The organism is Klebsiella sp. V115_8, from assembly GCF_029967715.1.
GTDB classification, from domain to species: domain Bacteria; phylum Pseudomonadota; class Gammaproteobacteria; order Enterobacterales; family Enterobacteriaceae; genus Klebsiella; species Klebsiella quasipneumoniae.
Genome location: NZ_JASCAR010000006.1, coordinates 15,771 through 26,210 on the forward strand (window position 1 = coordinate 15,771; position 10,440 = coordinate 26,210).

23 protein-coding genes are annotated in these 10,440 nt (G+C 51.3%); 1 reads left to right on the forward strand and 22 read right to left on the reverse strand.

Annotated features, from left to right (window positions below):
• Position 1: 1 nt before the first annotated feature.
• From rpsE to rpsJ, 19 genes are all read right to left on the reverse strand, one after another.
• Positions 2 to 505 carry a 30S ribosomal protein S5 gene (gene rpsE, locus QLG03_RS05440; RefSeq protein ID WP_002919545.1) on the reverse strand — a complete coding sequence of 168 codons (504 nt, stop codon included), beginning with the start codon at positions 503 to 505 and terminating at the stop codon, positions 2 to 4.
• A 14-nt stretch (positions 506 to 519) separates the two neighbouring features.
• Entirely contained in the window at positions 520 to 873 is a 354-nt protein-coding gene (rplR, locus tag QLG03_RS05445) for a 50S ribosomal protein L18 (RefSeq protein ID WP_000358960.1), read from the reverse strand.
• 9 nt (positions 874 to 882) lie between these two features.
• Positions 883 to 1,416 carry a 50S ribosomal protein L6 gene (rplF, locus tag QLG03_RS05450; RefSeq protein ID WP_002919662.1) on the reverse strand — a complete coding sequence of 178 codons (534 nt, stop codon included), beginning with the start codon at positions 1,414 to 1,416 and terminating at the stop codon, positions 883 to 885.
• Positions 1,417 to 1,428: 12 nt separating this feature from the next.
• The gene (gene rpsH / locus QLG03_RS05455) at positions 1,429 to 1,821 is read right to left on the reverse strand and encodes a 30S ribosomal protein S8 (RefSeq protein WP_002919665.1); all 393 of its coding nucleotides are present in this window, start codon (positions 1,819 to 1,821) and stop codon (positions 1,429 to 1,431) included.
• 33 nt (positions 1,822 to 1,854) lie between these two features.
• Positions 1,855 to 2,160: a 30S ribosomal protein S14 gene (rpsN, locus tag QLG03_RS05460; RefSeq protein WP_002919667.1), complete on the reverse strand. Its 306-nt coding sequence runs from the start codon at positions 2,158 to 2,160 to the stop codon at positions 1,855 to 1,857.
• Positions 2,161 to 2,174: 14 nt separating this feature from the next.
• Positions 2,175 to 2,714 carry a 50S ribosomal protein L5 gene (gene rplE / locus QLG03_RS05465; protein WP_001096200.1) on the reverse strand — a complete coding sequence of 180 codons (540 nt, stop codon included), beginning with the start codon at positions 2,712 to 2,714 and terminating at the stop codon, positions 2,175 to 2,177.
• A gap of 14 nt (positions 2,715 to 2,728) precedes the next feature.
• Entirely contained in the window at positions 2,729 to 3,043 is a 315-nt protein-coding gene (gene rplX, locus QLG03_RS05470) for a 50S ribosomal protein L24 (protein ID WP_000729185.1), read from the reverse strand.
• A gap of 10 nt (positions 3,044 to 3,053) precedes the next feature.
• Positions 3,054 to 3,425: a 50S ribosomal protein L14 gene (gene rplN, locus QLG03_RS05475; RefSeq protein ID WP_002919748.1), complete on the reverse strand. Its 372-nt coding sequence runs from the start codon at positions 3,423 to 3,425 to the stop codon at positions 3,054 to 3,056.
• A gap of 165 nt (positions 3,426 to 3,590) precedes the next feature.
• A complete protein-coding gene (gene rpsQ, locus QLG03_RS05480) occupies positions 3,591 to 3,845 on the reverse strand; it encodes a 30S ribosomal protein S17 (protein WP_002919751.1) in 255 nt (84 codons plus the stop codon).
• The gene (gene rpmC / locus QLG03_RS05485; RefSeq protein ID WP_002919754.1) at positions 3,845 to 4,036 is read right to left on the reverse strand and encodes a 50S ribosomal protein L29; all 192 of its coding nucleotides are present in this window, start codon (positions 4,034 to 4,036) and stop codon (positions 3,845 to 3,847) included. Before rpmC ends, rpsQ begins: the two co-directional genes overlap by 1 nt.
• Positions 4,036 to 4,446, reverse strand: a complete 411-nt coding sequence (gene rplP, locus QLG03_RS05490) for a 50S ribosomal protein L16 (RefSeq protein ID WP_002919759.1) — start codon at positions 4,444 to 4,446, stop codon at positions 4,036 to 4,038. The genes rpmC and rplP overlap by 1 nt, the downstream gene beginning before the upstream one ends.
• Before the next feature lie 12 nt (positions 4,447 to 4,458).
• Complete coding sequence (gene rpsC, locus QLG03_RS05495; protein WP_002919766.1) at positions 4,459 to 5,157, reverse strand: 30S ribosomal protein S3; 699 nt, start codon at positions 5,155 to 5,157, stop codon at positions 4,459 to 4,461.
• Positions 5,158 to 5,174: 17 nt separating this feature from the next.
• Positions 5,175 to 5,507 carry a 50S ribosomal protein L22 gene (gene rplV / locus QLG03_RS05500; RefSeq protein WP_002919773.1) on the reverse strand — a complete coding sequence of 111 codons (333 nt, stop codon included), beginning with the start codon at positions 5,505 to 5,507 and terminating at the stop codon, positions 5,175 to 5,177.
• Positions 5,508 to 5,521: 14 nt separating this feature from the next.
• Positions 5,522 to 5,800 carry a 30S ribosomal protein S19 gene (gene rpsS / locus QLG03_RS05505; RefSeq protein ID WP_001138115.1) on the reverse strand — a complete coding sequence of 93 codons (279 nt, stop codon included), beginning with the start codon at positions 5,798 to 5,800 and terminating at the stop codon, positions 5,522 to 5,524.
• Between the two features lie 16 nt (positions 5,801 to 5,816).
• Positions 5,817 to 6,638, reverse strand: coding sequence for a 50S ribosomal protein L2 (gene rplB, locus QLG03_RS05510; protein WP_002919786.1), 822 nt, complete (start codon positions 6,636 to 6,638; stop codon positions 5,817 to 5,819).
• Positions 6,639 to 6,655: 17 nt separating this feature from the next.
• Positions 6,656 to 6,958, reverse strand: a complete 303-nt coding sequence (gene rplW, locus QLG03_RS05515) for a 50S ribosomal protein L23 (RefSeq protein ID WP_000617546.1) — start codon at positions 6,956 to 6,958, stop codon at positions 6,656 to 6,658.
• Entirely contained in the window at positions 6,955 to 7,560 is a 606-nt protein-coding gene (gene rplD, locus QLG03_RS05520) for a 50S ribosomal protein L4 (protein WP_002919794.1), read from the reverse strand. Before rplD ends, rplW begins: the two co-directional genes overlap by 4 nt.
• 10 nt (positions 7,561 to 7,570) lie before the next feature.
• Positions 7,571 to 8,200, reverse strand: coding sequence for a 50S ribosomal protein L3 (gene rplC, locus QLG03_RS05525; RefSeq protein WP_002919796.1), 630 nt, complete (start codon positions 8,198 to 8,200; stop codon positions 7,571 to 7,573).
• A gap of 32 nt (positions 8,201 to 8,232) precedes the next feature.
• Entirely contained in the window at positions 8,233 to 8,544 is a 312-nt protein-coding gene (gene rpsJ / locus QLG03_RS05530; protein WP_001181005.1) for a 30S ribosomal protein S10, read from the reverse strand.
• A 382-nt stretch (positions 8,545 to 8,926) separates the two neighbouring features.
• Between rpsJ and QLG03_RS05535 the strand changes: the two genes are divergently transcribed.
• Complete coding sequence (locus QLG03_RS05535) at positions 8,927 to 9,412, forward strand: A24 family peptidase (protein WP_064155798.1); 486 nt, start codon at positions 8,927 to 8,929, stop codon at positions 9,410 to 9,412.
• Here the strand turns inward: QLG03_RS05535 and bfr are convergent.
• From bfr to QLG03_RS05550, 3 genes are all read right to left on the reverse strand, one after another.
• Positions 9,396 to 9,872: a bacterioferritin gene (bfr, locus tag QLG03_RS05540; RefSeq protein WP_004206792.1), complete on the reverse strand. Its 477-nt coding sequence runs from the start codon at positions 9,870 to 9,872 to the stop codon at positions 9,396 to 9,398. The genes QLG03_RS05535 and bfr overlap by 17 nt on opposite strands.
• Before the next feature lie 73 nt (positions 9,873 to 9,945).
• Positions 9,946 to 10,140, reverse strand: coding sequence for a bacterioferritin-associated ferredoxin (gene bfd, locus QLG03_RS05545; protein ID WP_004152415.1), 195 nt, complete (start codon positions 10,138 to 10,140; stop codon positions 9,946 to 9,948).
• Positions 10,141 to 10,320: 180 nt separating this feature from the next.
• The coding region (locus tag QLG03_RS05550; protein ID WP_001384287.1) for an elongation factor Tu 1 at positions 10,321 to 10,440 on the reverse strand (120 nt) is incomplete at its 5' end.

Here is a 10,440-nt window from a genome sequence, read left to right on the forward strand (position 1 = left end):
TTTATTTCCCCAGAATTTCTTCAACGGATTTACCACGCTTGGCAGCGACCATATCCGGGGACTTCATGTTTTCCAGACCGTCGATAGTTGCACGAACCACGTTAATCGGGTTAGTGGAACCATACGCTTTAGCCAGAACGTTACGAACCCCAGCGACTTCCAGAACGGCGCGCATTGCACCACCGGCGATGATACCGGTACCTTCGGAAGCCGGCTGCATGAATACACGAGAACCCGTGTGAGTACCCTTAACCGGGTGCTGCAGGGTGCCGTGGTTCAGCGCGACGTTAATCATATTGCGACGGGCTTTTTCCATCGCTTTCTGGATCGCTGCTGGAACTTCACGCGCTTTACCGTAACCAAAACCAACGCGACCGTTACCATCGCCAACTACAGTCAGAGCTGTGAAGGAGAAAATACGACCACCTTTAACGGTTTTAGATACGCGGTTTACCGCGATCAGCTTTTCCTGCAGTTCGCCAGCTTGTTTTTCGATGTGAGCCATCTTACACCTCTACCTTAGAACTGAAGGCCAGCTTCACGGGCAGCATCTGCCAGTGCCTGGACACGACCATGATATTGGAACCCGGAACGGTCAAAGGAAACATCTTTGATGCCTTTTTCCAGAGCGCGTTCAGCGACAGCTTTACCCACAGCTGCAGCAGCGTCTTTGTTACCGGTGTACTTCAGTTGTTCAGCGATAGCTTTTTCTACAGTAGAAGCAGCTACCAGAACTTCAGAACCATTCGGTGCAATTACCTGTGCGTAAATGTGACGCGGGGTACGATGTACCACCAGGCGAGTTGCGCCCAGCTCCTGGAGCTTGCGGCGTGCGCGGGTCGCACGACGGATACGAGCAGATTTCTTATCCATAGTGTTACCTTACTTCTTCTTAGCCTCTTTGGTACGCACGACTTCGTCGGCGTAACGAACACCCTTGCCTTTGTAAGGCTCAGGACGACGGTAGGCGCGCAGATCTGCTGCAACCTGGCCGATCACCTGCTTATCAGCGCCTTTCAGCACGATTTCAGTCTGAGTCGGACATTCTGCAGTGATACCCGCAGGCAGCTGATGATCAACCGGGTGAGAGAAACCTAAAGCCAGGTTTACTACATTCCCTTTGACCGCTGCACGATAACCTACACCAACCAGCTGCAGCTTCTTAGTGAAGCCTTCGGTAACACCGATAACCATTGAGTTCAGCAGGGCACGCGCGGTACCAGCCTGAGCCCAACCGTCTGCGTAACCATCACGCGGACCGAAGGTCAGTGCATTATCTGCATGTTTAACTTCAACAGCATCGTTGAGAGTACGAGTCAGCTCGCCGTTTTTACCTTTGATCGTAATAACCTGACCGTTGATTTTTACATCAACGCCGGCAGGAACAACGACCGGTGCTTTAGCAACACGAGACATTTTTTCCTCCGATTAGGCTACGTAGCAGATAATTTCGCCACCAAGACCAGCCTGGCGCGCTGCACGATCAGTCATAACACCTTTAGAGGTAGAAACAACTGCGATACCCAGACCGGCCATAACTTTCGGCAGCTCATCTTTTTTCTTATAGATGCGCAGACCTGGGCGGCTGACACGCTGAATGCTTTCTACAACAGCTTTACCCTGGAAATACTTAAGAGTCAGTTCCAGTTCCGGCTTGGTGTCGCCTTCAACTTTAAAATCTTCGATAAAACCTTCTTCCTTCAGCACGTTGGCGATTGCCACTTTCAGCTTGGAGGAAGGCATGGTGACCGCAGCTTTGTTCGCGGCCTGACCGTTACGGATACGGGTCAGCATATCCGCGATCGGATCTTGCATGCTCATCTGTCTTTACTCCCGTGATTCAATTGGTGACAATTACCAGCTAGCCTTTTTCAGACCCGGGATTTCACCGCGCATAGCGGCTTCACGGACCTTAATACGGCTCAACCCGAACTTCCGCAGGAAACCATGCGGACGACCTGTTTGACGGCAGCGGTTACGCTGACGAGACGGGCTGGAATCACGCGGCAGAGTCTGCAGCTTGAGAACGGCATTCCAACGATCTTCGTCGGTTGCGTTCACATCAGAGATGATAGCTTTCAGTTCAGCGCGTTTAGCGAAGAATTTATCAGCTAAAGCCACGCGCTTTACTTCGCGTGCTTTCATTGATTGCTTAGCCATTAAGTAACCCTACCTTACTTGCGGAACGGGAAGTCAAAGGCAGCCAGCAGAGCACGGCCTTCTTCGTCAGATTTCGCAGTAGTGGTAATGGTAATATCCAAACCACGAACGCGGTCGACTTTATCGTAGTCGATTTCTGGGAAGATGATCTGCTCACGGACACCCATGCTGTAGTTGCCACGACCGTCGAAAGACTTAGCGGACAGGCCGCGGAAGTCACGAATACGCGGTACAGCAATAGTGATCAGGCGCTCAAAGAACTCCCACATGCGTTCGCCACGCAGAGTTACTTTACAGCCGATCGGATAGCCCTGACGGATTTTGAAGCCTGCAACTGATTTGCGTGCTTTGGTGATCAGCGGTTTTTGACCGGAGATTGCTGCCAGGTCAGCTGCTGCGTTATCCAGCAGTTTCTTGTCAGCGATCGCTTCACCAACACCCATGTTCAGGGTGATCTTCTCGACCCGAGGGACTTGCATGACAGAATTGTAGTTAAACTCAGTCATGAGTTTCTTAACTACTTCGTCTTTGTAGTAATCATGCAGTTTCGCCATCGTACTACTCCAAATTACTTGATAGTTTCGCTGTTAGACTTGAAGAAACGGACTTTTTTGCCGTCTTCGAATCTAAAGCCTACACGGTCAGCCTTGCCGGTTGCCGCATTGAAGATTGCAACGTTAGAAACCTGAATTGCAGCTTCTTTTTCAACGATGCCGCCTGGTTGGTTCAGAGCCGGAACCGGCTTCTGGTGTTTCTTAACCAGGTTGATACCTTCAACAATGACCTTGCCGGAAGACAGGACATTCTTAACTTTACCGCGCTTACCTTTATCTTTACCGGTTAACACGATAACTTCGTCATCACGACGGATTTTCGCTGCCATGATTCGCTCCTTAGAGTACTTCTGGTGCCAGAGAGATAATTTTCATGAACTTCTCGGTACGAAGTTCACGAGTTACCGGCCCAAAAATACGCGTACCGATAGGCTGCTCGCTGTTATTGTTCAGAATAACGCATGCATTACCATCGAAGCGAATGACAGAACCGTCCGGGCGACGAACACCCTTCTTGGTGCGCACCACTACCGCCTTCAGCACATCACCTTTTTTGACCTTACCACGCGGAATTGCTTCTTTGATGGTGATCTTGATGATGTCGCCTACGCCTGCGTAGCGACGGTGCGAGCCACCCAGAACCTTGATACACATTACGCGACGTGCACCGGAGTTGTCGGCGACGTTCAGCATAGTCTGTTCTTGGATCATTTTAGTGCTCCGCTAATGTCAACTACTACTGAGACCCGAAAATTAGGGTCGTTAAAAAGCCCCATATCGAGGGCGCGGCATTATAACACCACAAACCAGATATGGGTAGAAAAAATAAACGGCTCATCGCTGAGCCGTTTATCCGTATCGAGAATGCGTACTCTATTACAGAACCGCTTTCTCTACAACGCGAACCAGCGTCCAGGACTTAGTCTTGGACAGCGGACGGCATTCGCGGATTTCAACCTTGTCGCCGATACCGCATTCGTTGTTCTCGTCATGTACGTGCAGTTTGGTCGTACGTTTGATGAATTTGCCGTAAACCGGGTGTTTCACCATACGTTCGATAGCAACAACAATGGATTTCTCCATTTTGTCGCTAACTACGCGACCTTGCAGAGTACGGATTTTATCGGTCATTACGCACCCGCCTTCTGAGTCAGTAAAGTCTTAACGCGTGCAACATCACGACGCACTTGCTTCAGCAGATGAGTCTGTTGCAGCTGGCCACTTGCAGCCTGCATGCGCAGGTTGAACTGCTCACGCAGCAGGTTCAGCAGCTCAGCGTTCAGCTCTTCAACGCTTTTTTCACGCAGCTCTTTTGCTTTCATTACATCACCGTCTTAGTTACAAAGGTGGTTTTGATCGGCAGTTTCGCTGCTGCCAGGCCGAATGCTTCACGGGCCAGCTCTTCCGGTACACCGTCCATTTCATACAGGACTTTACCCGGCTGAATCAAGGCAACCCAGTACTCCACGTTACCTTTACCTTTACCCATACGAACTTCCAGCGGCTTCTCGGTGATCGGTTTGTCCGGGAATACACGGATCCAGATCTTACCTTGACGCTTAACTGCACGGGTCATAGCACGACGTGCTGCTTCGATCTGACGTGCAGTCAGACGACCACGGCCAACAGCTTTCAGACCGAAAGTGCCGAAGCTAACATCCGTACCCTGCGCCAGACCACGGTTGCGGCCTTTGTGCACTTTACGGAATTTTGTACGCTTTGGTTGTAACATCAGCGACGCTCCTTATTTACGGCCTTTACGCTGCTGCTTTTTAGGTTGAGCAGCCGGTTCCGGTTGTTCAACAGCAGCCATACCACCCAGGATCTCACCTTTGAAGATCCATACCTTAACGCCGATTACACCGTAAGTGGTGTGCGCTTCAGAGGTGTTGTAGTCGATGTCAGCACGCAGAGTGTGCAGCGGTACGCGACCTTCACGGTACCATTCGGTACGTGCGATTTCCGCGCCGCCCAGACGGCCGCTAACTTCAACTTTGATACCTTTAGCGCCCAGACGCATTGCGTTCTGTACAGCACGCTTCATCGCACGACGGAACATAACGCGACGTTCCAGCTGAGAAGTGATGCTGTCAGCAACCAGTTTTGCGTCCAGTTCAGGTTTACGAACTTCGGCGATATTGATCTGTGCAGGTACGCCAGCGATATCCGCTACGACCTTGCGCAGTTTTTCTACGTCTTCGCCTTTCTTACCGATAACGATACCCGGGCGAGCGGTGTGAATGGTCACACGGATGCTCTTAGCCGGACGCTCGATAACGATGCGAGATACAGACGCTTTAGCCAGTTCTTTAGTCAGGAACTGACGTACTTTAAAATCGCTGTCCAGGTTGTCAGCGAATTCTTTGGTGTTCGCGAACCAGGTAGAGTTCCATGGTTTGACAATACCCAGGCGAATACCATTAGGATGTACTTTCTGACCCATTGCTAGTCTCCAGAGTCTCAGCGATCGGACACAACCACAGTGATGTGGCTGGTGCGCTTCAGGATGCGATCTGCACGACCTTTAGCACGCGGCATAATGCGCTTCATGCTCGGGCCTTCGTCTACGAAAATTTTCGCAACTTTCAGATCATCAATGTCAGCGCCATCGTTGTGTTCAGCGTTAGCAATGGCAGATTCCAGTACCTTCTTGACCAGTACAGCAGCTTTTTTGTTGGTGTAGGTCAGAATATCCAGGGCCTGCGACACTTTCTTACCGCGAATCAGGTCAGCTACAAGGCGAACCTTCTGAGCAGAAGAACGAGCATGGCGATGTTGAGCTAAAGTTTCCATCTCTTCCTCCTACCTTATTTCTTCTTCGCTTTTTTATCAGCAGCGTGGCCGCGATAAGTACGAGTCGGTGCGAATTCACCCAGTTTGTGACCGACCATTTCGTCGGAAACAAATACTGGAACGTGCTGACGACCATTATGGACAGCGATGGTCAAACCGATCATGTTAGGAAAGATCGTTGAACGACGGGACCAAGTGCGCAGGGGCTTCTTGTCTCCGCTTTCCACCGCTTTCTCTACCTTCTTCAGCAAGTGCAGGTCAATAAAAGGACCTTTCTTGAGAGAACGTGGCATGGCTTATCCTCTAAAATTATTTGCTACGGCGACGTACGATGAATTTATCAGTACGCTTGTTGCTGCGGGTCTTCTTACCTTTGGTCTGCAGGCCCCACGGGGATACCGGGTGCTTACCAAAGTTACGACCTTCACCACCACCATGTGGGTGGTCTACTGGGTTCATCGCAGTACCGCGAACGGTAGGACGAACACCACGCCAGCGTGCAGCACCTGCTTTACCCAGAACGCGCAGCATATGCTCAGCATTGCCAACTTCGCCCAGAGTAGCGCGGCAGTCTGCTTCGACTTTACGCATTTCACCAGAACGCAGACGCAGGGTGACATAAGCACCGTCGCGAGCAACGATCTGAACGTAAGTACCAGCGGAACGAGCCAGCTGACCGCCTTTACCTGGTTTCATTTCTACGTTATGAACGGTAGAACCAACCGGGATATTGCGCATCGGCAGGGTGTTGCCTGCTTTGATTGCAGCATCAACGCCAGACTGAATCTGGTCGCCAGCTTTCAGGCCTTTCGGGGCCAGGATGTAACGGCGCTCGCCGTCTTTGTACAGAACCAGCGCGATGTTCGCGGAGCGGTTCGGATCGTACTCAAGACGTTCAACAACTGCCGGGATACCATCTTTGTTGCGTTTGAAGTCAACAATACGGTAAGCCTGCTTGTGGCCACCACCGATATGACGGGTGGTGATACGGCCATTGTTGTTACGACCACCGGATTTGCTGTTTTTTTCCAGCAACGGAGCAAAAGGTTTGCCCTTGTGCAGCTCTGGGTTAACCACTTTAACGACGTGGCGACGACCCGGAGATGTCGGTTTACATTTAACAACTGCCATTGTATTACTCCTCCGACTTACTCAGCGCCGCCAACGAAGTCCAGATTCTGGCCTTCTTTCAGGGTGACGTAAGCTTTTTTCCAGTCGCTACGACGACCGATACGCTGTCCGTGACGTTTAACTTTCCCTTTAACAACCAGGGTGTTAACGACTTCGACTTCGACTTCAAACAGTTTCTGCACAGCAGCTTTGATTTCTGCTTTGGTCGCGTCTTTAGCAACTTTGAGAACGATGGTGTTTGTTTTTTCCATCGCAGTAGACGCTTTTTCAGAAACGTGCGGTGCGCGCAGCACCTTCAGCAGACGTTCTTCACGAATCATGCCAGCATCTCCTCAACTTGCTTAACAGCATCAGCAGTCATTACGACTTTGTCGAAGGCGATCAGGCTAACCGGGTCGATACCGTTCGCATCACGTACGTCAACCTTGTGCAGGTTACGTGCGGCCAGGAACAGGTTCTCGTCCAGCTCACCGGTGATGATCAGCACATCTTCCAGAGCCATGTCTTTCAGTTTCTGTGCCAGCAGCTTAGTTTTCGGCGCTTCAACAGAGAACTTCTCGACAACGATCAGACGATCCTGACGTACCAGTTCGGACAGGATGCTTTTCAGCGCGCCGCGGTACATCTTCTTGTTAACTTTTTGACTGTGGTCCTGCGGACGAGCAGCAAAGGTCACGCCACCGGAACGCCAGATCGGGCTCTTGATAGAACCAGAACGCGCACGGCCGGTACCTTTCTGGCGCCACGGTTTTTTACCGGAGCCAGTGATTTCAGCACGAGTCTTCTGAGCACGAGTGCCCTGACGCGCACCAGCTGCATAAGCAACAACAACCTGGTGAACCAGCGCTTCGTTGAAATCACGACCGAAGGTAGTTTCGGAAACAGTCAGCGCGCTCTGCGCGTCTTTCAATACTAATTCCATTGCTATCTCCTCACGCCTTCACAGCTGGTTTAACGATCAGGTCGCTACCGGTCGCACCCGGGACAGCACCTTTAACCAGCAGCAGGTTGCGCTCAGCGTCAACACGTACTACGTCCAGGCTCTGAACGGTTACACGCTCATTACCCAGCTGACCTGCCATTTTCTTGCCTTTGAACACTTTGCCCGGAGTCTGGTTCTGACCGATAGAACCCGGAACGCGGTGGGACAAGGAGTTACCGTGAGTAGCGTCCTGGGTACGGAAGTTCCAGCGCTTAACGGTACCAGCAAAACCTTTACCTTTAGAGGTACCGGTTACGTCAACTTTTTTAACGTCAGCAAACAGTTCAACGCTAATGTTCTGACCTACGGTGAATTCTTCGCCGTCAGCCAGACGGAATTCCCACAGACCACGGCCAGCTTCAACGCCAGCTTTAGCGAAGTGACCCGCTTCCGGCTTGGTTACACGGTTAGCTTTTTTAGCACCGGTGGTAACCTGGATTGCGCGGTAGCCATCGTTAGCCAGGTCTTTAACCTGAGTAACACGGTTTGCTTCAACTTCGATTACGGTTACTGGGATAGAAACGCCATCTTCAGTGAAGATGCGGGTCATGCCCACTTTTTTACCGACTAAACCAATCATTGTTTCAACCTCTCAATCGCTCGATGACCTGATTAACCCAGGCTGATCTGCACGTCTACACCGGCAGCCAGATCCAGACGCATCAGAGCATCAACGGTTTTTTCAGTTGGCTCAACGATGTCAACCAGACGCTTGTGAGTGCGAATTTCGTACTGGTCACGCGCGTCTTTGTTGACGTGCGGGGAGATCAGAACGGTAAAGCGCTCTTTGCGGGTCGGCAGCGGGATCGGACCACGGACTTGCGCACCAGTGCGCTTAGCAGTCTCGACGATTTCCGCGGTTGATTGATCGATCAGACGATGATCAAACGCTTTCAGGCGGATACGGATTCTTTGGTTCTGCATGAGACCAGAGCTCCAATTATTTTATAGACGAAATGATTACTCCTCATACCCATTACGATTGATGGGAGAGTGTAACCGTTCTTACATAGCCCCCCGATTGGGGACATTGTTTGATAACCCAACTGCGATTACCAGGGTTCATATTGAACCGGCCGTCAACTTTGACAGGCCCGCGCATTATACGCAAATTCTGGCGCTACGCAAGTGCTGTTTAGAAAATCATCACCAGGATTTGCGCACCTTCGCGCTAGCGAACGGTACCGGGTGAAAACGCGGCAATTTAACGCGGATGGCGCCATCCATTCCAGGGAAGTCCCTTTTGCACTGAACGGGGACAATAAGCATAGTGAGACGATGTTCTTTGACGATTGCGGGGTTAACCATGCTCGCCGCCCTCCCCTTCTTGCTGTGCTATAGCGGATTGACCTTAGCCTTATGCCACCAGGACCTGCGTCACGGCCTGCTGCCCGACCGTTACACCTGTCCCCTGCTGTGGAGTGGTTTGCTTTTTTATCTCTGTCTGGCGCCGTACCAGCTTCATGATGCCGTCTGGGGGGCGATAGCCGGCTATCTCAGTTTGGCTGCGCTTTACTGGCTATATCGCGGGATCCGCGGCTATGAGGGGTTGGGGTATGGGGATATCAAATATCTCGCCGCCCTCGGCGCCTGGCATGGCTGGCGATTGCTGCCGCAGCTGCTACTGGTGGCATCGCTGCTCGCCTGCGCGGTGTGGGCAGTATCAGGTTTGTACGCCAGGTACGGCGGGAGCAGTAAATGGAGGGGGAACAACCCGCTGCCGTTTGGGCCATTTCTGGCGGCCGCGGGTTTCTGGTGCGGGTGTCAGACGCTGGCTAGTCTGACACTTTGATCTGCGACTGCAGGTAATTTTGCAGACCGATTTTGCCGATCAGATCGAGTTCGGTTTCCAGCCAGTCGATATGGCCTTCTTCATCCGCCAGGATCTCAATCATCATATCGCGGCTGACGTAGTCATGGACGCTGTCGGCATAGGCGATCGCCTCGCGCAGGTTTTGCGCCCCCTCCAGCTCCAGTCTTAAATCGGACTGCAGCATCTCTTCCACATCTTCACCAATGCCAAGTTTGCCGAGATCCTGCAGATTCGGGATACCTTCGAGAAAAAGAATACGCTCGATGTATTTATCGGCGTGCTTCATTTCGTCGATGGATTCGTGGTACTCAATATCGTTGAGGCGCATCAGGCCCCAGTTTTTGAACATTCTCGCATGGAGAAAGTACTGATTAATTGCGACCAGCTCATTTCCCAATAATTTATTGAGATAACTTATGATTTTGACATCACCTTTCATTATATAGTCCCTCCGCTTCCACTCATTGAAGCGTAGTCCGGCCTATAGGGATGTCAAAAGAGAAGCGTGGACTTCAGGCGATTTCTTTGAATTCCGGCATGGTGGTTAATTCATCTTCCATAACTTCCCGCGCCGCGCGAACACACTTACCGCATTGATTTCCAACGGGAACAAACTTACGTAATTGCTGAAAAGATTGCGGTTGAAACTGGCGAACAACCTGGCGAATTTTTTTATCGCTGACGCCATTGCACAAACAAACGTACATATAAACTCCCGTTCAATTTATGCACAAATATTAAATGAGAATAGTTATGATTACAATAGACCATTTACTCATTATCCGCCGCAGCGCACGTTATGAATCGCCAGTAGCACCGCCCTTTTCGCTGAACGACGGACAGCAAAAAGGGCGCCGAAGCGCCCTTTTTTATTCAAAGCTAACGAATTAGCCCAGAACTTTAGCTACAACGCCCGCGCCAACGGTACGGCCGCCTTCACGGATTGCGAAACGCAGACCATCGTCCATCGCGATCGGGTGGATCAGGGTAACAACCATTTTGATGTT